Annotated in this window: 22 protein-coding genes; 12 read left to right on the forward strand and 10 right to left on the reverse strand. The window is 56.9% G+C overall.

Features of this window, described 5'->3' with window-relative positions; translation table 11 throughout:
* Positions 1–128 precede the first annotated feature (128 nt).
* Entirely contained in the window at positions 129–1,697 is a 1,569-nt protein-coding gene (gene hutH, locus ACSSVY_RS02065; protein WP_454267723.1) for a histidine ammonia-lyase, read from the reverse strand.
* Positions 1,694–2,884 (reverse strand): imidazolonepropionase, encoded by a 1,191-nt coding sequence (hutI, locus tag ACSSVY_RS02070; RefSeq protein ID WP_454267724.1) that lies wholly within the window; start codon positions 2,882–2,884, stop codon positions 1,694–1,696. The genes hutH and hutI overlap by 4 nt, the downstream gene beginning before the upstream one ends.
* 227 nt (positions 2,885–3,111) lie before the next feature.
* Between hutI and ACSSVY_RS02075 the strand changes: the two genes are divergently transcribed.
* From ACSSVY_RS02075 to ade, 6 genes are all read left to right on the forward strand, one after another.
* On the forward strand, positions 3,112–3,825 hold the full coding sequence (locus tag ACSSVY_RS02075) for a UTRA domain-containing protein (RefSeq protein WP_454267725.1): 714 nt from the start codon (positions 3,112–3,114) through the stop codon (positions 3,823–3,825).
* A gap of 82 nt (positions 3,826–3,907) precedes the next feature.
* The gene (gene aroA / locus ACSSVY_RS02080; protein ID WP_454267726.1) at positions 3,908–5,254 is read left to right on the forward strand and encodes a 3-phosphoshikimate 1-carboxyvinyltransferase; all 1,347 of its coding nucleotides are present in this window, start codon (positions 3,908–3,910) and stop codon (positions 5,252–5,254) included.
* Positions 5,255–5,399: 145 nt separating this feature from the next.
* Positions 5,400–6,089 carry a hypothetical protein gene (locus tag ACSSVY_RS02085; RefSeq protein WP_454267727.1) on the forward strand — a complete coding sequence of 230 codons (690 nt, stop codon included), beginning with the start codon at positions 5,400–5,402 and terminating at the stop codon, positions 6,087–6,089.
* Positions 6,090–6,210: 121 nt separating this feature from the next.
* A complete protein-coding gene (locus ACSSVY_RS02090) occupies positions 6,211–8,253 on the forward strand; it encodes an ASKHA domain-containing protein (RefSeq protein ID WP_454267729.1) in 2,043 nt (680 codons plus the stop codon).
* 71 nt (positions 8,254–8,324) lie between these two features.
* Positions 8,325–8,705: a hypothetical protein gene (locus tag ACSSVY_RS02095; RefSeq protein ID WP_454267730.1), complete on the forward strand. Its 381-nt coding sequence runs from the start codon at positions 8,325–8,327 to the stop codon at positions 8,703–8,705.
* Positions 8,706–8,808: 103 nt separating this feature from the next.
* On the forward strand, positions 8,809–10,503 hold the full coding sequence (ade, locus tag ACSSVY_RS02100) for an adenine deaminase (RefSeq protein ID WP_454267732.1): 1,695 nt from the start codon (positions 8,809–8,811) through the stop codon (positions 10,501–10,503).
* Here the strand turns inward: ade and ACSSVY_RS02105 are convergent.
* From ACSSVY_RS02105 to ACSSVY_RS02135, 7 genes are all read right to left on the reverse strand, one after another.
* Positions 10,500–10,736, reverse strand: coding sequence for an Lrp/AsnC ligand binding domain-containing protein (locus ACSSVY_RS02105; protein WP_009817203.1), 237 nt, complete (start codon positions 10,734–10,736; stop codon positions 10,500–10,502). The two genes, ade and ACSSVY_RS02105, sit on opposite strands and share 4 nt — an antisense overlap.
* Before the next feature lie 175 nt (positions 10,737–10,911).
* Entirely contained in the window at positions 10,912–11,715 is an 804-nt protein-coding gene (locus ACSSVY_RS02110; protein ID WP_454267733.1) for a DUF1217 domain-containing protein, read from the reverse strand.
* A complete protein-coding gene (flbT, locus tag ACSSVY_RS02115) occupies positions 11,712–12,116 on the reverse strand; it encodes a flagellar biosynthesis repressor FlbT (RefSeq protein ID WP_454267734.1) in 405 nt (134 codons plus the stop codon). The genes ACSSVY_RS02110 and flbT overlap by 4 nt, the downstream gene beginning before the upstream one ends.
* Positions 12,116–12,490 carry a flagellar biosynthesis regulator FlaF gene (gene flaF, locus ACSSVY_RS02120; RefSeq protein ID WP_454267735.1) on the reverse strand — a complete coding sequence of 125 codons (375 nt, stop codon included), beginning with the start codon at positions 12,488–12,490 and terminating at the stop codon, positions 12,116–12,118. Before flaF ends, flbT begins: the two co-directional genes overlap by 1 nt.
* A gap of 73 nt (positions 12,491–12,563) precedes the next feature.
* Positions 12,564–13,394, reverse strand: a complete 831-nt coding sequence (locus ACSSVY_RS02125) for a flagellin N-terminal helical domain-containing protein (RefSeq protein WP_454267832.1) — start codon at positions 13,392–13,394, stop codon at positions 12,564–12,566.
* 206 nt (positions 13,395–13,600) lie between these two features.
* Positions 13,601–13,960 carry a flagellar protein FlgN gene (locus ACSSVY_RS02130; RefSeq protein ID WP_454267736.1) on the reverse strand — a complete coding sequence of 120 codons (360 nt, stop codon included), beginning with the start codon at positions 13,958–13,960 and terminating at the stop codon, positions 13,601–13,603.
* On the reverse strand, positions 13,950–14,234 hold the full coding sequence (locus ACSSVY_RS02135) for a rod-binding protein (RefSeq protein ID WP_454267738.1): 285 nt from the start codon (positions 14,232–14,234) through the stop codon (positions 13,950–13,952). Before ACSSVY_RS02135 ends, ACSSVY_RS02130 begins: the two co-directional genes overlap by 11 nt.
* A gap of 14 nt (positions 14,235–14,248) precedes the next feature.
* Between ACSSVY_RS02135 and ACSSVY_RS02140 the strand changes: the two genes are divergently transcribed.
* The 4 genes from ACSSVY_RS02140 to ACSSVY_RS02155 all read left to right on the forward strand — a co-directional run bounded on the left by ACSSVY_RS02140 (position 14,249) and on the right by ACSSVY_RS02155 (position 17,925).
* Positions 14,249–15,871, forward strand: coding sequence for a flagellar hook-length control protein FliK (locus ACSSVY_RS02140; RefSeq protein WP_454267739.1), 1,623 nt, complete (start codon positions 14,249–14,251; stop codon positions 15,869–15,871).
* An 11-nt stretch (positions 15,872–15,882) separates the two neighbouring features.
* Positions 15,883–16,575 (forward strand): flagellar hook capping FlgD N-terminal domain-containing protein, encoded by a 693-nt coding sequence (locus ACSSVY_RS02145; RefSeq protein WP_454267740.1) that lies wholly within the window; start codon positions 15,883–15,885, stop codon positions 16,573–16,575.
* A gap of 72 nt (positions 16,576–16,647) precedes the next feature.
* Positions 16,648–17,526 (forward strand): phosphotransferase, encoded by an 879-nt coding sequence (locus ACSSVY_RS02150; RefSeq protein ID WP_454267741.1) that lies wholly within the window; start codon positions 16,648–16,650, stop codon positions 17,524–17,526.
* Between the two features lie 156 nt (positions 17,527–17,682).
* A complete protein-coding gene (locus ACSSVY_RS02155; protein ID WP_454267742.1) occupies positions 17,683–17,925 on the forward strand; it encodes a hypothetical protein in 243 nt (80 codons plus the stop codon).
* Between the two features lie 664 nt (positions 17,926–18,589).
* On the opposite strand, the gene ACSSVY_RS02160 is transcribed toward ACSSVY_RS02155, so the two are convergent.
* Positions 18,590–19,405, reverse strand: a complete 816-nt coding sequence (locus ACSSVY_RS02160; RefSeq protein ID WP_454267743.1) for a cyclase family protein — start codon at positions 19,403–19,405, stop codon at positions 18,590–18,592.
* Positions 19,406–19,509: 104 nt separating this feature from the next.
* Here ACSSVY_RS02160 and ACSSVY_RS02165 point away from each other — a divergent pair, with 104 nt between their 5' ends.
* Positions 19,510–19,776 (forward strand): hypothetical protein, encoded by a 267-nt coding sequence (locus tag ACSSVY_RS02165; protein ID WP_454267744.1) that lies wholly within the window; start codon positions 19,510–19,512, stop codon positions 19,774–19,776.
* A 10-nt stretch (positions 19,777–19,786) separates the two neighbouring features.
* Positions 19,787–20,365 (forward strand): DUF1523 family protein, encoded by a 579-nt coding sequence (locus ACSSVY_RS02170; protein WP_454267745.1) that lies wholly within the window; start codon positions 19,787–19,789, stop codon positions 20,363–20,365.
* Positions 20,366–20,375 lie beyond the last annotated feature (10 nt).

Raw genomic sequence — 20,375 nt, forward strand, 5'->3', positions numbered from 1 at the left:
TTGTAGGTCGATTGACGCGTAGGGTCCACTGACCCAAAACGTACGGCTACGTATGTTTAATGCTGACGTGCGCAATGCGAATGACAGCCGCGCACAAAGCGGGTGTATCGGGCGCAAATCCACCATTCTCAAAACACCCGGGTCTGCGCCGGACCACTCAGACGCAGATCCAGCCCGCTCGCCACGACAAGTTCCCCGGCACGCACCATCTGTGCTGCGGCGTTCAAATCGGGAGCAAGGTAGCGATCTTTGGTCAGCGGTGGTATCTGCTCACGCAGACGGGTGATGACTGCTTGGAGTGCGGCGCTTGTCTGCATTGGCGCGCGAAATCCGATGCCTTGCGCCGCGCAGATTGCCTCGACCCCCAGTATCACACTCAAGTTGTCATTCATGCGCTTGAGGCGTCGCGCGGCATGTGCCGCCATGCTGACGTGATCCTCTTGATTGGCAGACGTCGGCGTGGAATCGGTCGTGCAGGGATTGGCCAGATGCTTGTTCTCGCTCATCAACGCGGCAGTCGTCACTTCTGCAATCATGAGACCTGAGTTCAGACCCGGATCAGGAGTCAGGAAGGGCGGGAGATCAAAACTCAGCGTGGGATCGACCATCAGCGCCACGCGACGTTGCGCAATTGCGCCAATCTCTGAAATCGCCATAGCGATCTGATCTGCGGCAAAGCCGACTGGTTCGGCGTGGAAATTGCCGCCCGAAACGATCATGCCACCCTCTGGATGAGTTGGGTCCACCAGAACCAAGGGATTGTCGGTTACCGCGTTCGCCTCAATTTCCAACACCGCGCCAGCTTGGCGCAACAGGTCAACAGCAGCGCCGGAGACCTGTGCCTGACAACGAATGCAATAGGGGTCTTGCACACGCGTATCGTTTTCGCGGTGGCTTTCACGAATCTGGCTGCCTGTCATAAGGTCAGATTGGGCGCGGGCCATGTCAATCTGACCACGATGGCCGCGTAATTCATGGATCATTGCCACCAATGGCGCGGTGGACCCCATGATGGCATCGGTCGAGAGCGCTGCCGTCACCACACAGTTCTGGGCGTTGCGCCACGCCGTCCAGAGTCCGGTCAGCGCGCAAGCCGTTGAAAACTGGGTGCCATTGATCAGCGCCAATCCTTCCTTTGGGCCGAGGGTTATTGGGCTCAGACCGCAAAGGGCAAGCGCCCTGTCACCGGGCATTCGCGTATCGTTCACCCAGGCTTCGCCCGCGCCAATCATCACCGCTGCCATATGAGCCAAGGGCGCCAGATCCCCCGAGGCGCCAACCGACCCCTGATCCGGCACAACAGGTGTGACGCCATGCGCCAGCATCGTTTCGAGCAACGTGATGGTAGACCACGCCACCCCAGACGCCCCACGCCCAAGGCTGAGAAGTTTCAACACCATCATCAACCGAGTGGTCGCGATATCCAACGCCTCTCCGACGCCGCAACAATGTGACAGGATGAGATTGCATTGTAACTCGGCAGTTTTCTCCGGTGGTATCTTTACGCTGGCGAGCTTGCCAAAGCCCGTATTGACGCCATACACAGCCGTATGGCCAGACGCAGCGCGTGCAACGAGCGCATGTGCGGCTTCGACATCCGATTTGACGCTGCGATCCAGTTCCACTGAAAGGTTGTTCCGCCAGATACTCTCAAGTGCGGCGAGCCGTTCTTGTCCTGGTGCTACGATAACTGTCACGCCCTGCCTCCGAAAATGCGCCGCCAGAGCGGGTTGTAGCCAATCCGATATGCCAATTCGGCTGGATGCTCGACGTCCCAAACGGCAAGGTCTGCGCGCATGCCTGTGGCAAGCATCCCGCAATCATCAAGCCCCAAGGCGCGCGCAGCGTGTCGCGTTACCCCCGCGAGCGCCTCTTCGGGTGTCATGCGGAAAAGAGTGCACCCCATGTTCATCGTCAACAACACTGACGCCAAGGGTGACGAACCGGGGTTGCAATCGGTGGCCAAGGCCATTGGCACGCCCGCAGCGCGAAAGGCGTCGATCGGTGGCATTTGCGTCTCACGAAGGGTGTAGAACGCCCCCGGTAGGATGACCGCCACGCTGCCAGACTGAGCCATTGCCTTGGCATCCTCATTGGTCGCGTATTCCAGGTGATCCGCAGACAAAGCCCCGTAACGCGCGGCGAATTGCGTGCCGCCAAGGTGGCTCAACTGCTCTGCGTGAAGTTTGATTGGCAGGCCAAGTGACTGCGCCCTTGCGAAGAGAGGCTCCAGATCATCGGGAGAGAATGCAATTCCCTCGCAGAAGCCGTCCACAGCATCGACGAGGCCGGCCGCATGCGCTGCATTGAGTGTGGGAATGCAAACCTGCTGAACATACGCGAGCGTACGTCCGCCAAACTCCTTAGGAATTGCGTGGGCTCCGAGAAAGGTGGTTTTCACACGAATGTCACGCACATCTTCGATGGATCGCGCCACACGCAGCATCTTCAACTCCGTGTCGATGTCCAGCCCATAGCCGGACTTCACCTCGATGGTGCAAACGCCCTCGGCAATCAGCGCGTCAACAAAGCGTAAAGCCCCCTTGAGCAACATCTCTTCCGAGGCTGCGCGAGTCGCGGTAACGCTTGAAACGATCCCTCCACCAGCACGGGCAACGTCCTGATAGCTCGCTCCGTTTAGCCGCATCTCAAATTCACCGGAACGGTTGCCGCCGTGGACGATATGGGTATGACAATCGATCAACGCAGGGGTAACGAGGCGTCCTTCAAGATCTTCTTCCGGTCCTTGGTATCCCTTCCGGACATCCGCGTCTTTCCCAAGCCAGACAATACGACCAGCATCAACGAGGATTGCTCCATGAAGAACCAGGCCATAGGGGTCATCCCCCTGCAGTGTTGCTAAAGTTGCGTTGCGCAGAAGCATGCAGAGCACCCTTGTGATTTTCTGAACCGCGATTGAATATTATGTCTATACATATTAATCTGTCAAGACTGTCTGCGCTGATACATCCACGGCCTGGCTGCAGGGGGGCTTGCCTTCTGTTCGAGGTCGTGGCGTAACAGACAAGGCTTACCGATAAGGGCGCGCAATGCTGCGGAACGGCAAAGTTGCAGTCCTTGCCAGAGTACGAAATCGCGTTGGAATGCCCCATGTCAGAACCACAGTTCAAAAGTTGGCAATCGATTCAGGACGAGGTCTTGCGCCGTATCCATGCGCGTGAGTGGCCGCCAGGTGCCGTGATTCCGAACGAGGCCGATCTGGCACAGGAATTTGGGTGCGCGCGCGCCACCGTCAATCGTGCTCTGAGAGCATTGGCCGAGCTTGGACTTGTCGAGCGACGGCGCAAGGCAGGGACACGCGTTGCTTTGCACCCTGTGAGCCGCGCGACCGTGGACATTCCGGTGATCCGGCAGGAAGTCAGCGCCCTTGGGAAGACATACGAGTATCGTCGTCTGAGCCGTGCCCGTGCCGCGCCGCCGCTTGGTCTGGCGCGTCGGTTCTGCGCCGAAGGCCCCATCCAATGTCTGCACGTGACGGCCCTGCATCTGGCCTCTGGTGAGCCCTTTGTCTTCGAAGATCGCTGGATCAATCTCGAGACAGCCCCCGCCGCTGATGATCAGGACTTTAAGGCGCTGAACGCCAATGAGTGGTTGTTGGCCAATGTCCCCTATACCCATGGGGAAATCCGTTTGGCGGCCCAAGCTGCAACCGAGGCTGAGGCCATGATCCTGACCACGCATCCGGGCGCACCTCTGTTTGTGATCGAGCGCCTGACATGGGATCACGCGCGGGCCGTGACCTTTGCTCGTCTGTGCTATGCACCGGGGCACAGCATCGTGACCCAACTGGGTGCCGCCCCATAAAAGTTGGCGTGGCAAAGGTCATGGACGGGTGCCCCAGCTTGGGCTATTGGGCGGACAACACAGACTATTCAAGAGGCACATCATGTCTGGCCACGGCACTCCGACCCCAATGACCTCGCACCGCTCCGGGCCTCTTTCCGGTGTTGCCGATGTGCCGGGAGACAAGTCGATCTCGCACCGTTCGCTGATTCTTGGGGCGTTGAGCGTGGGAGAGACTGTGATCACCGGGCTGCTCGAAGGTGAGGACGTGCTGGACACGGCCAAGGCGATGCGGGCCTTTGGGGCCGAAGTGACGCGTGACGAGACGGGCTCTTGGCACGTTCATGGTGTTGGCGTTGGAGGCTTTGCCGAACCGGATCATGTCATTGATTGCGGAAATTCGGGGACAGGGGTGCGGTTGATCATGGGCGCGATGGCGACCTCACCCATAACCGCAACGTTCACTGGCGATGCCAGTTTGAACAAACGGCCAATGGCGCGGGTGACGGACCCGTTGGCGTTGTTTGGGACACGCTCTGTTGGACGGGCGGGAGGCCGGTTGCCGATGACCATCGTGGGCGCTGCTGATCCGGTGCCGATACGTTATGTCGTGCCTGTGCCGTCGGCGCAGGTTAAGAGTGCCGTGCTTTTGGCGGGGCTGAACGCGCCCGGACAGACCGTGGTGATCGAGCGGGACGCAACGCGCGATCATACCGAGCGGATGTTGGCTGGGTTCGGGGCCGAGATTGTCACAGAAAACACCGCCGAAGGGCGGGTGATCACGCTGACAGGCCAACCCGAACTCAGGGCTCAGACCATCGTGGTGCCGCGCGACCCAAGCTCTGCGGCCTTTCCCGTCTGCGCGGCGATCATTGTTCCGGGGTCCGATGTTCTGGTTCCAAATATCGGCCTTAATCCAACGCGCGCCGGGCTCTTTGCAACCTTGCGCGAGATGGGGGCCGATCTGGAGTATGAGAACCTGCGCGAAGAAGGCGGTGAGCCTGTGGCCGATCTGCGCGCCCGGTTCTCGCCTGACCTCAAGGGCATAGAGGTGCCTCCCGAGCGCGCGGCAAGCATGATCGACGAGTATCCGGTTCTGTCGGTGGTCGCCTCATTCGCGACAGGTGAGACCGTCATGCGCGGGGTCAAGGAACTGCGTGTCAAAGAGAGCGACCGGATCGAGGCAATGGCGGCTGGATTGCGCGCGGGGGGCGTCGAGGTCGAGGACGGTCCAGATTGGTGGATTGTGCATGGGAGAGGGCACGGAAATGTTCAAGGCGGACAGACCTGCGCCAGTCATCTCGATCACCGGATCGCGATGTCGTTCATGGTGATGGGAATGGCGACAACGGCTCCGGTCAGTGTCGATGACGCAAGCCCGATCGCAACCTCCTTTCCAATTTTTGAGCCTCTGATGGCTGGTCTAGGCGCTGACATTCGAAGGGTATGAGTCACACTGGCTGACATTCCGGTCTGAGTGATCAGCGCAGGTTGAATGGACTGAGACAGATCTGCAGTTCGCCCGTCAAGCAAATGCGTGTGATCTCTGTCTGCGGGCCATTGTGGAGACCGGTGAATGAACCATAGACTCGGCTATGGACAAAAACGACCTTCCAATTCTTGAAACGCCGGTTCCGCCGCCTGTCAAAATCGGGCTGTTCCGGACTGCGCTGCGCCTTGTGGCGCTCGTGATCTTGGCAATCTTGCTGCACGAGCTCTTTGTCTGGGCGCAAGGCTGGATCACACAGAATAATTTTGGCTGGGCCATACCGAGCGTTCTAGCGGCGGCGCTCTTGATCTATGCCGTTCTGATCGCCATTCCGTTTGTGCCGGGCATTGAAATCGGCCTCATGGTTCTAGCCGTCGGTGGCCCGGATATTGCGCCTTTGGTCTGGCTTGCCACGGCATCTGGTCTAATTTTGGCCTATATAGTTGGATGCAAGGTCCCCTATCGTTGGCTTAGCCGCATACTGCTCGATCTGCATCTCACGCGGGCCTGCCTGATGTTCGAAAGGTTTCAGGCGCTGCCCCTCGATGAGCGGGCCAGCTTTGTGCAAGCGCAGTTGCCCGCGCGCTATTTGAGCTGGGTTGTCAAATATCGCTACGTCAACCTCGCGCTCCTTATCAACATTCCGGGAAATTCGATGATCGGGGGCGGAGGTGGTATTGCATTTGTGTCCGGGTTATCGGGCGTGTTTCGGGCGCATTTGGCAATTCTGACTCTTGTGATTGCGACCGCGCCTGTGCCTCTCGCAATCTGGCTCTTTGGCTGGACTCTGTCTTAGGGGCTGTTTGATTATCAGGTCATGCCGCGCGACGACGATTTTCTGACGCTTGTGGGCTGTCGGGCAAGCGCCTATGCCTTATGTTCCGCGCAAGCGCAGCGTCAGAAGCAGGATATTCGTTATGTCGACAGACCCTCTCGTCGTATTCACCCCGTCCGGTAAGCGTGGGCGATTTGCCATAGGCACCCCAGTCCTGACGGCCGCGCGGCAGCTTGGTGTCGATCTTGATTCCGTTTGCGGTGGGCGCGGGATATGCTCGAAATGCCAGATCTCGCCGGGCTATGGTGAGTTCTCAAAACACGGTGTTACCGTGCATCAGGACGCGCTGTCGGACTGGAACGCGGTTGAAGAGCGGTATGACCAGAAGCGTGGCCTGAAACCGGGACGTCGGCTCGGCTGTCAGGCAAAAATCATGGGCGATGTTGTGATCGACGTGCCCCCTGAGAGCCAAGTCCACAAGCAGGTGGTGCGCAAAGCTGCTTCGGCCCGCGTGATCGAGATGGACCCGGCAACTCGGCTCTATTTCGTTGAAGTCGAAGAGGCCGACATGCACGAGCCAACCGGAGATTTCGAACGCCTCAAGCGCGCGCTCAAATCGCAATGGGAGATTGACAATATTCGTGCTGATCTCAGCTTGTTGTCGAAGCTGCAACCCGTTCTGCGCAAGGGCAAGTTTCAGGTAACAGTGGCGCTGCACCGCGGTCACGCTGACGCGGCGGCGCAAATTCTGGAGATATGGCCCGGACTGCACGAGGGTGGGCTATTTGGTCTGGCGATTGATCTTGGCTCGACCACGGTCGCCGCGCATCTGACGGATCTGGAAACCGGCGAGGTCAAGGCCTCGTCTGGTATCATGAATCCGCAGATCCGCTTTGGCGAGGATCTGATGAGCCGTGTCAGCTACTCCATGATGAACCCCGGCGGTGACAAGGAAATGACGGCGACCGTGCGTGATGCGCTCAACTTGTTGGCTGAGGAGATCGCCAAAGAGGCGGGGGTTGATGCAAATCTCATCGTCGAGACAGTGTTTGTTTGCAATCCAGTCATGCATCACCTGCTTTTGGGGATTGACCCGGTAGAACTCGGGCAGGCGCCCTTTGCGCTTGCGACGTCTGGAAGCCTGACCTTGGGTGCCAAGGAATTGGACCTCACGGCGATAAACCCGCGGGCACAGGTCTATGTGCTGCCCTGCATTGCGGGCCATGTGGGCGCGGATTGCGCCGCTGTGGCGCTGAGTGAAGAGCCCGGCAAATCTGAAGATCTGGCGCTGATCGTCGATGTGGGCACCAATGCCGAGATATTGTTGGGTGACAAGACGCGGGTTCTGGCCTGTTCATCCCCCACCGGACCGGCCTTTGAGGGCGCGCAGATTTCCAGTGGGCAACGGGCCGCACCCGGCGCAATTGAGGCGATCCGCATTGATCCGGTGACCAAGGAACCAAGGTTTCGGGTGATCGGGTCTGACAAATGGTCGGATGACGATGGTTTCACCGAAGAGGTGGGCGACGGCGGTATCACCGGCATTTGCGGCTCCGGCATCATCGAGGCGGTTGCCGAAATGCGGATGGCCGGCCTCTTGGACGATTCCGGTCTGATCGGATCGGCGGCGGCCACGGGCACCGCGCGGATGATCGAAGACGGACGCACCCATTCTTATTTGATCCATGATGGGAGTGCCGCAGGCGGTCCGGTCATTACCGTAACCCAAGGCGATATACGAGCGATCCAGCTCGCCAAATCTGCGCTTTACGCCGGCGCGCGCCTGTTGATGGACGAGCGCGGTGTGGACAAAGTGGACCGGGTGGTTCTGGCTGGAGCATTTGGAGCGCATATCTCGCCGCTACATGCGATGGTGCTTGGCATGATCCCCGATGTCCCGCTCGACAAGGTGACATCGGCGGGCAATGCGGCGGGTACCGGTGCGCGCATTGCGCTCTGCAATGTTGCCGCCCGGCGCGAAATCGAGCGTGTCGTGGGCCAGATTACCAAGGTCGAGACCGCGATCGAGCCGAAATTCCAAGAGCATTTTGTTGCGGCAAACGCGATCCCACACAAGACCGATCCGTTTCCCGAATTGGCCAAGATCGTGACCTTGCCAACTCCGAGTTTCAACACCCATGGAGATGGAAGCGATGGTGGGCGCCGCAAGCGTCGGCGCGGCTAAAGGAAAATTGCTGCTTTTCATTGGCTTAGGAGCGAGGTACTGACGCGAACATTCTGTTAAAAGGTAATCAGATGAACCAGTTGTTAGCACCTGCCCTCCTGTCCATTGCCGTGTTGAGCGGTTGTGGTGGTCGTGCCCCCGATCCTGTTGACGAAATTCAGTCCGGCGACGGCGCGCTCTCTTGCTCCCAGTTGCGCACCGAGATCACGGCCAATACCCATGCTATTCAAGGCCTCGTCAAAGAGCAGCAGGCCAAAACCACGCAGAACATCGTTGCCGGAACAGCAGGCGCTTTCCTTGTCGTCCCTTGGTTCTTTATGGATCTCAAGGGGGCCGCGGGCGACGAGGCGCGTGCCTATCAGCGCCGTAACGAATCGCTGGTCGGCCGCTACAACGGCATGGCGTGCAAACCCGAAATGAAGCTCGAAAAGCCAACGGCGAAGACCGGGTAATCATTCTCTGACAGCAAGCCCGTGGTCGATGGTTTTGGCTCAATGGGCTTGCTCTTGGCTACCCTCCGCGCGACACTCGCTGAATGTCGCGGGGGGCGTAAACATGTCAGATCTCGAACAACGGATCGCACAGGGGCGGGGCGATGACCCCGCTGATCTGGTGCTGCGTGGGGCGCAGGTGCTTGACCTCGTCACGGGGGATTTGATTCCCGGAGATGTCGCGGTCTGCGGCAATACCATCGTGGGCATTGGGGCCGCCTATGAAGGGCGCGCTGTGATCGACGTTTCAGGCCTCATCCTTGTGCCGGGCTTTATCGACACGCATCTCCACATCGAAAGCTCGCTGGTCACACCTTATGAGTTCGACCGTTGTGTCACGCCGCGTGGGGTGACCACGGCCATTTGTGACCCGCACGAGATCGCCAATGTATTGGGCCTCGACGGAATTCGCTATTTTCAAGCCGCCTCCGAGCATACCTTGATGGATATTCGGGTCCAACTGTCGTCCTGTGTGCCCTCGACGGATATGGAAACCTCTGGCGCCGAAATTACGGCAGAGGATCTCTGCTGCGTGATGGGTCATCGCTCTGGCATCGGGTTGGCCGAGGTGATGAATTACCCGGGCGTCATCCACCGTGATCCGGGCATGATGGCCAAACTGCGGTTGTTTAAAGGGGCGCATGTCGACGGACATTGTCCGCAGCTTTCGGGTCGCGATCTTAACGCCTACTGTTCTGCAGGAATTCGCACCGAACATGAGGCGACAACGCCAGAGGAGGCGCGCGAGAAACTGCAGCGCGGCATGCGCATTCTGATCCGCGAGGGGTCGGTCAGCAAGGATCTGAATGCTCTACAAGCGCTATTGACGGATGTCACAGCCCCCTACATGTGCCTGTGTACGGATGACCGCAACCCGCTCGATATCGCCGAAGAAGGGCATCTCGATCACATGATCCGACGTTTGATAGCGCTCGGATCTTCCCCATTGGCAACCTATCGTGCGGCGTCGCTGTCCGGAGCAGAAGCATTTGGGCTAAAAGATCGCGGTTTGATTGCGCCGGGGCGACGTGCCGATATCGTAGCCGTTGGGACGTTGGAGGCTTGCGATGTGCGATTGGTGCTCTGCAGTGGTCGGGTGGCAGATGCCAGTACATTCGCCGCACGTTACGAAATACCACCAATTGGGCGGAACTCCGTAAATGCTCCTAAAGTTCGGCCAGAGGATTTTCGTCACGCGGGCAATCGGGCCGAAACCGATGTGATCGGTATCCTGAGTGGCAAGATTCTGACGGAGCATCTGCACGAAGAAATCGCCCCGCAGAATGGTGACAAGTGTCCAGACGTCGCGCGGGACCTAGTACGCATTGCGGTTGTTGAGCGGCACGGAAAGAATGGCAATATCGCAACAGGATTTGTGCAGGGTTTTGGCTTGCAGGCCGGGGCAATTGCCTCGACTGTCTGTCACGACCATCACAATATCGTTTGTGTTGGCGTTGATTATGCGGACATGGCTGTTGCCGTGAACCGACTCGGCGAAATAGAAGGTGGTTTTGTAGTCGTCGAGGGGGGGCAGGTGCTTGCGGAACTGGCGTTGCCCATGGCTGGGCTGATGAGCCTTGAGCGATTTGAAGTCGTGCGTGATAGGCTCATTGGTTTGCGCGCGGCGGCTAAATCCCTGGGGGTCACGTTGCAAGAGCCGTTTTTGCAATTGGCGTTTCTGGCGCTACCGGTCATTCCGGCACTCAAGATCACCGATCGTGGGTTGGTCGATGTCACGCGGTTCGAAATCCTGAGCTAGAAGGCCTTGAATGTCAGGGTCGTTTCGGTTCTCTCGATGCCCGCGATATCGAGCACATTATCGTTGATGTATTTTCCGATATCCTCACTCTCGGGAACGTACAGCTTCATCAAAAGGTCAAACGGGCCGGACGTGGAATAAAGCTCTGAATGAATCTCGCGCAATGCAATCGCCTCAGCAACACGGTAGGAATGCCCCGGTTTGCAGCGAATGTTGATAAAGACGCAGCGCATTTAACTTTCCTTCTGTGTAGACGCGGAGACTGTTTTCGAGAAAGCGAAAGACTTTTTCGGCTTCAGGCTGCGCCAGATCATAGAGCTATAGGGCCGTCATGTCCTTACAATTGCAATGGGAAATTTGACATGACGTTCGGATCTGACCTATGACACCCGCCTCAAGGTCTGCGCCTCAAGATCGGGGAGGGACCGATTGCAGCAGGGTCAGCGCGATCGACTGTGATGATTGCATGTTGATGCGCGCCATCTGATCACGCAGTAAAAAACGTCGGAGCAATTGTTCCTGAACACCTGTATCGGCAAGGTCTGATAGCGAACCGATGTTCAATTGGCGCGCCGCCCGAGATTTTATCTCGTCCAACTGTCGATCCAGATCCGCTTGTGCAAAACTCTCAGGTAATCCTAGCGCCACCTCGAATACGCGGCGCAGCGGAGTATTTCCGAGAATACGGAACCACCGCGTATCCTCTGCCGCATCGTCGCCTGCGATATCCCCCAACTCGCGCCGCGCGTTCAGGGCTAAGCGGAGGGATTGATCCTGATCACCGACCGCCACCTCAAACTCCCTGCGGCGAAATTTTTCAGTGATCTCGAAGCCGAAAGTGGACAATTGAGTGCGAGGGATGGGGCGATCTGCAAATGCAAAGGCTTCGGCCAGCTGTTTATAGCGATCATCGGCGAGGCGATTGGCCAATGACTCTTCGTTGATTGTGCCTCCCTCAAGGATGGCGCGGATGAAGGCACGGCTTTCGATGTCCTCTTGAAGCCCGAATGCCCCAAGCGCGACCCGCAATAAGCGGCGGTCAGACACAAGATCCTCAGCGGTGGTGATCTTGCCGATGGTCTGCTCGAAATAGTCAGTATCGCGAACAATCTGCGGCGATTTATTGAAAAGCTCTGACTGGCGCTCAAAGGTGCGAGACAAGAGTGCCCATCCCGACAATCCGTTCAGAGGAAGAACCGGGGCAAAGTTCATGACATTCGATGCGCCAATAGCCGTTCTTCTCGTGGTATTAGCCTACGAAGGGCCTTGAGACATTGATAATATTCCCCGTCTAAAAGGGCTCTTGTTGCGAGTGTCAGCTGGATCCGACTGTCGGAATCGCGCAGTACCTGACTTAGCTCCTCAATGTGTCGCAAGAGTTGGCGACGCGCCTGTTGCGGATCGCCGTCACCTGACAGTAGAAGCTGCGTGACATAGCATGCCCGGCGCACCGGCGTGGTTGCACTTTCAGGGTGTATTGCGTCGCGCAGACGTAAAATATGTGCGTTCGGAGTCATAATTGACAAACGCGAGCGACGATCCCCATTCTCAACCACCACTCCGTTGATAAGCACGCGCTCTTTGGGACCAAGCTTCAGTACAAGACCGCTCATTAAACGACCTGCCTGTTACTCAGCCCGCGCATCATGGCTGTATTGATGTCGATGAGAGGCTGAAGAGACGCATCGCCATTGAGCACCAAAGTGCTGTGATGGTGCGAGAACTGCGCCAGATAGACAATTCTCGCGCGCAATTCTTGCGGCAAGGGGTTTTCTGGATCTGCGACGTCTGTCGCCAGAATTGTCCAAAGGCGCCGGTTGTCATGTAGCGCGGCGGCAAGGTTGTGAATATCCTCACGACCCTTGACTGCAGCTAAGCCAAGGCGATGCGTTATCCGGGCAAAGGCGTCGTACTCCAGCCTTCGCTCAGTCCGAATGGTCTGCGCTTGGTTTTGATAGGCGGTCTGCGCCAGCTGGGTCGCGTTCACGTCATGTCCTTTCAAGTTGGCGGTCTGTCACTGAGCGGAGGTTGGGGGCCCCTGAGGGCGCCCCAAGTTGAGCTTAGTTTCTGAACAGCGAGAGAATCGCCTGTGGTGCCTGATTGGCAATGGACAGGGATTGGGTCGCCAACTGCTGCTGTACCTGATGAGCCTGAAGACGCGCCGAGGCCTCTTCCAAATCGGCATCGACCAAGGCGCCGATACCGGATTTCATCGCATCCGTGACTTTGCTGACAAACTCGTTCTGATCAGAGATCCGGCGCGCCGAAGCGCCAAGGGCCGCTGCCCCGTCAACTGCTGTCTGAATATGGGTTTCGATCGCAGCCAGAGAACTGTCTGCTGCAGTTGCGCTCGACACATCAATATCGCTCAGGTCAAGGTTGGCCTCGAAATCGACAGAGGCCACGGTAATATTCGATGCTGTTACCGTTCCAGTCGCGTCCCGATCAAGCGAGGACAGAACCGTAATGCCAGCATTGCCTGCCGTGTCGAGCAGGTTCGCCCCGTTGAACTGGGACGCGCCAATGATCGAATTGACCTGATTGACCAGTTCATCAACATCGTTCTGTATTTTGGCATGATCGACGTTTTCACCAGTAGCAGCAACGACCTTTTCCTTGATGTCATTGAGAATATTGGTGATTTGTTCGGCTCCGGCAGAGGCCACGGCCACGGTCGATTCACCCAAGGACAAGGCGTCCGAGACAGCCTTGAAGCCACTGACGTCGGATTCCATCACCTTGGAAATTGCAAAAATCGCCGAGTTATCTTTGGCCGTCGCAACAGCTTTGCCTGTTGAAATCATATCCTGCGTCTTGGCGAGATTTGAGTTGACTGATTGCAGGGTTTGAAGCGCCACCATGGCACTGTTGTTGGTCAGAATACTGGACATTGTACGTTCCCTTTGATTTTGGCGCTTTTCGCCATTTAATATCCCACGCCCGTACCGGGAGCGGTCTGATGTCATTCTGACATGTGCAGCGAAGGGTATGATCCGTCTGCGCCATCCTGTCGTGGATGCAAGACCGAGAGTGCCCCGAAGGTCCTAATGGAGTGCTAAACCCGGCATGAGAAAAGCGACGAATTTTAACGACCCGCTTAGGCGCGTTTTTCGATATTATGGACGACCTCGCCGCGGATACAGAATTTGCGGCCATGTTGGTCGTATGTATCCGTCGAACGGCGAATGCTGCGGTGAGCCGCGAGCCGCGCAGCGACGTTTCGAATGCCCTGCAAAGTGCCGTTGAGCAGATCCTGATTGCGCGACAGCTTTTTCTGGAGGCTGTTCAATGCACTGACCGATTGATGGTCGAGCGCATTGAGATGTTCAAGCAGGCGTTCCTTTTCTGGAATGAGCGCGGTGATCCTTGCAATATCACTCGCCAGTAGCGCGTTACGCTCTTCTTCCAGTATGGCATCGAGATCACTGATAATCCGGGCTTCAATTTCATGAGCCATTTGAGCGCTCCATCATGGACTGAAAAAAGACGTCCGCCAGTCCGATGCCGCCTGCTTTGACCATCTCGCGTGCCAATGCCTCTCGATGGAACGAAGCAAACTGTGATTCTCCGGTGCTGCCAGCAAAGCTGCTTTCTTTTGGTTCGAGCCCTCCAAACTTGAGCATCTCTGCCAGAAAGCTGGCTTCCAGGCGCTCGGCGACTATGCGCGTTGGGTTTTTGAGGGGGGCGTCTGAGCCCCCTATTCCCGACGGTAACGATACTGGGTTGGACATGGGTATTCCTCAAATTGATCGAACTAATCACCAGAAGACCCGAAATCGGTAAACAAGCAGTAATCGGTTTCGCCATATTCAGGGACATGGTCAAAGACAACTGGAGGGCGCAGATGTTCGAATCACTTGCCACTGAGCCAATGCACTCCATCACGCGGACTCCTGCGCCGCCGATGACCGTGAGGGGCATTGAGACTAAATCGCTCGATTCTACGCGTGGGCCGCTGGATTTTGGAGAGGTGTTCGAGAGAATTCATGACGTGACTCGCGATGACATCAGCGACGATGAAGCGACGACATTGATTGAGAGTGACACACCAGAATTAGATGTTTCGCTATCAGAGGCGATGCATAGTGGGCGGCCAGAAACCGTTTCGACCAAAGACATCTTGATGTCCTCATCGGTGGTCCTGGATGAGGGTCTGCAGGGTGGCGGGGTTGAACATGTCTTGGTGGCATTGGACGATGTGCCGGAGTTTCCCAAGACCCACGGTCTTGATGGAGAGTTTGATGAGCGATTGACCAAGTATGCACGGCCAGAAGCGGCGTCAGGGGTTAACAACGCTCTTATCGTGGCGTCCGACGGTGGAAGGGTGCCAGTTCTGAATAGTCTTGACCAAAATTTGGACCTTCTGTTCGCTGATGGTGCAATTTCGCGACAGGGGGTGGAACACTCGGTGGCTTTACCAGAAGCGCCGGACGGGTTGTCATCCCTGAATCAGGGGCGCGATCTCGGACAGATTATCCATGTGAACAAGACCATAGATGTAACGGGAAGGGCCCTCATAGATCCCGAGGCACAGATTATTCTAGGCAAGACCACCGGTGCCGCCACCGTGCAAGAAATGCCCCACGTTGTTCATAACGCTCACGCTATCATGCAAGAGAAGGTGATCGCCTTGGGCCTAACCGCATCTGCGTCAAAGTCGGTCCCGGACGACCTAAGTTCTCGCGACTCCGGGCTGGCAAGGAATGCATATAGTGTTGAGCGCGTTAATCCTGACGTGTTTGATCCGACACGCGCCGTCGCGTGGCCTGAAATCAGATCCCAGCTTAGCCAGAACCATGGAATACTGACTGACGGTGTTGTGGTCAGTGTCCCGAACCTTGATGTTGAACTGGGTCGGGAGGACCCGAATGATGTCATGGGTTCGGAATTCCGTTTGGCGACATCACAAGAGAACCCCAGCATGTTCCGAAACAGTGTCCTGTGGCATCGTTCGGAGTTGCCTTCGGCTCTTGCGCAGTACATTGCGACCGCTGTGCATCAATCGGGGGACGGCGAACACTCGGTAGGATTGCTTTTGTCCCCCGATGAAATGGGCCGGATACGTCTGAAACTCTCCGCTCAAGATGGCGTGATGACTGTCAATCTTTTGGCCGATCGACCGGAAACTCTCGATCTCTTGCGACGCCATATAGATACTCTGGCCCGCGCCCTCCTCGACGTCGGATATGAGCATACGCATTTCTCATTTGGCGGCCAAGACTCTGCCAACGGCTCCAATGCTAAGTTGCACTACCGACGAGACCCTGCTCAGGAATCGGTTCAGTTCGATACTGCCTCAGGGGCTGCTACAATTCCCTTGGCCTCTCCGCTGTCAATGCACGGAGAACGGCTTGATGTTCTGATATAAAGGAAATCTAGATGGACGTGACGTCTGCCAGTCAACCCAGCTTCGAGGCGGGCGCTATCCAGCGCGGCGCGACAACCTCGGACAGTTCCCTTGAGAAAGCGACTGGTGGCTTCAGCACCGATTTTGAAACCTTTCTCAAAATGCTTACAACTCAGTTGCGTAATCAGGATCCGCTCAACCCCATTGAGTCGTCGGATTTCGCTGTGCAGCTGGCGACATTCTCGGCGGTCGAGCAGCAGGTCCTCACCAACGATCTCCTTACGGATCTGGGTGCGCGGATTGGCGCACAGAGTCTGTCTCAGGTATCTGGTTGGATCGGGATGGAGGCGCTCTCAGAGCTGCCTGTCAGCTTTAGCGGTGAGCCCGTTTCGCTCTTGGCTACTGTTGACCCGCAAGCCGAAGCGGCCGAGATTGTGGCAACCAGTGCCCAAGGCATCATTGTAAATCGACAACCCATCCCGACCACCTCCGGACAGGTTTTGTGGGCTGGGCTTGATCGTATAGGTTTGCCCCTCGCCCATGGGGACTACGCTCTTTCGGTACACTCGCTGGTGAATAACGACACCATCGCCCGGCATAACGCGCGTGTGCCTAGCCGCATCGTTGAGGCCCAATTCGAGGCTGGTGAGGCAGTTTTGGTACTCGAAAGCGGGCAGCGGATTTCACCAGACCAAGTTCTAGGCCTGCGTCCGAGTTCTCAGTAATCCTGGACTTGCCGAATGGGTCCAATCCCTCTAGCGTCACTCGACCCATTTCCCTGCAACAGGTGACACACCATGCCGTTCGGTTCGGCAATCGAGACACAAACAGGCTTGTTGCGGACGCTGAAAGGCCGGGGCTTTGATGTCGCAGGATCGGCTTGGACCCAATTGGTCGGTGGAAGAACGAACAGTAGTTGGAAAGTGGAATCCCACGACCAATGTATTGTCGTCAAACTGTTTAGCCCCGATGGATACAATCCCTTGTTTCCGAATGATCCGGATGGAGAGGTGGCGGCTTTGCGGCATCTCTCCGGCCGAGACCTGGCTCCAGCTTATGTCGATGATTTTTCGACCGACTATGGGCATTGCTTGATCTATGAGCATGTGCCCGGCCGAACATGGCAGGACGGGCCGTTGCAAATTGCGGAGCTCTTGTACCGGGTTCATTGCGTCACCGGCCCCCCTCATCTCCGCATCACCCCCGATGGAAGTCGCGAAATTGAACATCAGACCAAGAGTATCCTCGCTCTTTGCCCTCAATTCCAGGCGCAGAGTCTCTTGGGTCTCAGGCCAAAAGGTGCCGTTCAACCATCCGGAAGGCTCTCATTTCTGCATGGTGACCCGGTTCCGGGGAATATTGTTGGTATGCAAGGCTCATGGCGGCTGATCGACTGGCAATGTCCGGCATTGGGCGATCCCTGTGAAGATCTCGCGCTCTTTTTGTCACCCGCGATGCAACTGGTGTATCGTAAACGGCCTCTTACAGATAACGAACGAGAGACATTTCTCTTTAGCTATCCTGATAAGGATCTTGTCCTTCGCTACCTGTCCCTTGCGCCTTGGTATCACTGGCGCATGGCCGCCTATTGTCTTTGGCTCGAATCGCGGGGTGACAGCTCCGCCAGCAGTGTCGGAGCGGCGGAAATCGCTGCAATGGCGATGGTAGCCAGTTGAAACTGCCTAAAAAACATTCAAAACGTGGCAAGTTTGCGCCGATCCAGCGAGATTGCGTTATGGTTGCAATTATTGGTTCCATTGAACCATGAGGTATGGCATAACCAGACCAAGTCCTTGTAGGGCGTCATGGTCCATTATGGATAGGAGAATGGTATGAACAAGATTTCGACGTTTGTTGCTGCGACTGCAATGGCATGCTCTGCGGCTGCCCCTGTGTTCGCTGACGACGCAAAAGTGAACACTGACCCCTTTGTATCGACCCAAGGTGAGTCGACGACTCCGGGTCTTGGTGTCGCTGCGGCAACGGCTGCAGGTATCGTAGTTGGCGCGATCTTTATTGCGGCTGTAGCCGGGGGCTCGGACGACAGCTCCAGCACGACCACAACCACCAACTAATAGATCTCCGCGCTGCCAAGAGGTACGTGAGATTCACAGAATAAAAACGGGCCTTTTGGCCCGTTTTTTTATGGGCGATGCAGATCGAGCGACAGGTCTGTCTGGCGTAATCTCTCTCGATTGAGCGAGAGCGCGGTCTCGTACTTAGCTCACGCAAGCCAGGCGCATTGATGCCGATGTTCAAGTGGATTGCTTGCATTCAACAGGCTGATGAGTTCGGATTTAAGTTTGTACGGCTGCTGGTAGGGTTTGATGATGGGGCACCGCTCTTGATCAATCCCTTGCGTACCCCTTTGTGGTCTGCGTTGCTTGGACGGGCGTTCTGATCGCCACGTCCAGCAAAGGGATAGAGGCGTATGTCCTGATAGGCTTCTTAATGTCGGTGTCTTGATCTCAGGCCACAAAAGTGGGGCGTCTCTTTCGGGTTCGGGAAAGAGCGAAATGGTCCTCATTTCCAGCGGGCATTAGAGTAGGGGCGTATCCCCTAAACTTTTGTGAGGGTGTACGGGGCCACGCCGAGCCAGACCTGCGTCTAGGAAATCAACACGCCGCGCATCAAACCTATGATGACGTGCATCGTTGTAAATGAAACGGTTTTGAACCGTCATGTCCTACGGTCGTCAAGAATTCGGCCCCGGAGAGATGTCGCCGGGGCCGCCAGACTTTAGATCATGGCGAAAATCCGTGCCGGCCCGCCCGAACCACCGCGATGTTTGGGCGCTCCGATCACAATCGTTGCCCCGGCTGCGGGTACCTTGTCGAGGTTGGCCAGACATTCGATGCCAAACCGACCGGTAGGGAGCCAAGCATAATGGGTGGCAAAATCTGCCGAGGGCCCATGGTCTAGCGAGAGCGTATCGCTGGCAATCGAACGTGCACCGGTTTCCTCAATCAGCATCTGCGCCGCCTCGATATGAAAGCCGGGGTAATGTTGCTTTTCGCCATCAAAGCCGCGGAAGGCCTCGGTTCCGGTCTTGGGCCCCCACCCCGAATGGAGCGCCACACAGGCCCCATCTGGGATTGGCCCATGCGTCGCAATCCACGCTTTGAGATCGTCAGGTGTCAGCAGTGTGTCGGCGTCCTGCGTCGCACGCGCCGCGATATCCACGACACAGAGTGGGGCCACCAGATCTCCCACCGAGATTTCATCGACCGAGGCGCCGTCCGCAGAGAAATGCAGCGGCGCATCCACATGGGTGCCGGTATGTTCGTTGACCGTCAACGTCATTAGATTGAAGCCATGTTCGGCAAAGTTGAAGGTCTGCTCGGTCGAGATGCCGGGCGCGCCGAAATAGGTCGGGAAGCTGGCGTCATAGGCATGGGTCAGATCCTCGACTGAGGAATGACCTGAGGCCATCGCACGAGTTGTGCCCCCGGTTGCGAGGGCCGCAGCCGCCCCGGATGCCGCGGCGGTGCTAAAGAAAGCGCGGCGAGACAGCATCCGGTCTTTGACCGCGTTGATGATACAGGCGTCACACATGGGGTGGTCCTTTCATTATTTGAGGGATACGGGGTGCAGCCTAGCATGATTCTGAGTTATGCAGAGCGTGGCTTGATCTGCTGGAACCAAAAGGGAAGATTGTTATGCTTGCGCTGATGCGATTGCTGATTTTTGGGCTGATCGTGCTGACCCTGCTCTATCTGGCGATATCGTGGTACTCGCGATCGCAGCGCCGCCAGAAAATGGAGCGTGATTGGGAAGAGGCGGGTCGTCCGGGTGATCGTGAGGCCTATATAGAGGCAGGAATGATCCAATATCAGCACTCCTTGCGGCGGCGTCTGATATTGCTGGTCTATATCGTTCCGGTGACGACGGTGGCTGTCGTAATCTATGTGACGAATTTCAGGTAAGGAGCCGGATATGGTCTATGTCAAATGGGTGTTCTGGGGTCTGTTCTGGACCGTGTTGATTGCGTTTCTGCATTACACGCTACCACAGCATGACGTGGTGCGGATCACAGACACCTATGAAAAGCGGGTAAATCCGGGCGATAACTCGCTCTTTTGGTCCAGTGCCGATACTGGTGAGCGCACGGATGTTGTGGAGCGGGATGTTTTTTTCATCCAGACCTTTCGCGCCAACGACAAGCCCATGATCTACCGCAATGAGGATACCGGCTGGGGCTGGCCACCCTATTTCAAGTTCGATACATCGAACTTGCAGGCGCAGGCGTCAGACATGATGTCAAAGAAGAACGCCGAGAATGCGCAGTGGGTCGTGGTGCGCCATTATGGATGGCGTAACGAATTCTTTTCGATCTATCCAAATGCCGTCACGATCTGGGCCGTTGAGGGTCCGGACGTGCAAATCATTCCTTGGGTCAAGATTGTGATCTTGATCCTCTTGGCCGCACTCTTTTGGGCCATCCGCGCGCGGTGGAAACGGTTCTGGCATGGGCGAGGTGAGTCGGTCGACGAAGAATGGAGCACAGGGCGTTAACGCGCCCGTG

It is taken from the genome of Roseovarius sp. MBR-51, assembly GCF_053628575.1.

Excerpts from the sequence above, each read along its gene's own strand:
- flbT (WP_454267734.1), bottom strand. The coding sequence starts at position 12,116 with ATGAGCGGTCTTGTACTGAAGCTTGGTCCCAAAGAGCGCGTGCTTATC.
- ade (WP_454267732.1), top strand. The coding sequence starts at position 8,809 with ATGTCAGATCTCGAACAACGGATCGCACAGGGGCGGGGCGATGACCCC.
- ACSSVY_RS02110 (WP_454267733.1), bottom strand. The coding sequence starts at position 11,715 with ATGAACTTTGCCCCGGTTCTTCCTCTGAACGGATTGTCGGGATGGGCA.
- ACSSVY_RS02135 (WP_454267738.1), bottom strand. The coding sequence starts at position 14,234 with ATGTCCAACCCAGTATCGTTACCGTCGGGAATAGGGGGCTCAGACGCC.
- ACSSVY_RS02130 (WP_454267736.1), bottom strand. The coding sequence starts at position 13,960 with ATGGCTCATGAAATTGAAGCCCGGATTATCAGTGATCTCGATGCCATA.
- ACSSVY_RS02090 (WP_454267729.1), top strand. The coding sequence starts at position 6,211 with ATGTCGACAGACCCTCTCGTCGTATTCACCCCGTCCGGTAAGCGTGGG.
- ACSSVY_RS02145 (WP_454267740.1), top strand. The coding sequence starts at position 15,883 with ATGGACGTGACGTCTGCCAGTCAACCCAGCTTCGAGGCGGGCGCTATC.
- ACSSVY_RS02160 (WP_454267743.1), bottom strand. The coding sequence starts at position 19,405 with ATGTGTGACGCCTGTATCATCAACGCGGTCAAAGACCGGATGCTGTCT.
- ACSSVY_RS02155 (WP_454267742.1), top strand. The coding sequence starts at position 17,683 with ATGAACAAGATTTCGACGTTTGTTGCTGCGACTGCAATGGCATGCTCT.
- ACSSVY_RS02075 (WP_454267725.1), top strand. The coding sequence starts at position 3,112 with ATGTCAGAACCACAGTTCAAAAGTTGGCAATCGATTCAGGACGAGGTC.
- hutI (WP_454267724.1), bottom strand. The coding sequence starts at position 2,884 with ATGCTTCTGCGCAACGCAACTTTAGCAACACTGCAGGGGGATGACCCC.
- ACSSVY_RS02085 (WP_454267727.1), top strand. The coding sequence starts at position 5,400 with ATGGACAAAAACGACCTTCCAATTCTTGAAACGCCGGTTCCGCCGCCT.
- ACSSVY_RS02125 (WP_454267832.1), bottom strand. The coding sequence starts at position 13,394 with ATGTCCAGTATTCTGACCAACAACAGTGCCATGGTGGCGCTTCAAACC.
- aroA (WP_454267726.1), top strand. The coding sequence starts at position 3,908 with ATGTCTGGCCACGGCACTCCGACCCCAATGACCTCGCACCGCTCCGGG.
- ACSSVY_RS02150 (WP_454267741.1), top strand. The coding sequence starts at position 16,648 with ATGCCGTTCGGTTCGGCAATCGAGACACAAACAGGCTTGTTGCGGACG.
- ACSSVY_RS02105 (WP_009817203.1), bottom strand. The coding sequence starts at position 10,736 with ATGCGCTGCGTCTTTATCAACATTCGCTGCAAACCGGGGCATTCCTAC.
- ACSSVY_RS02170 (WP_454267745.1), top strand. The coding sequence starts at position 19,787 with ATGGTCTATGTCAAATGGGTGTTCTGGGGTCTGTTCTGGACCGTGTTG.
- ACSSVY_RS02095 (WP_454267730.1), top strand. The coding sequence starts at position 8,325 with ATGAACCAGTTGTTAGCACCTGCCCTCCTGTCCATTGCCGTGTTGAGC.
- ACSSVY_RS02165 (WP_454267744.1), top strand. The coding sequence starts at position 19,510 with ATGCTTGCGCTGATGCGATTGCTGATTTTTGGGCTGATCGTGCTGACC.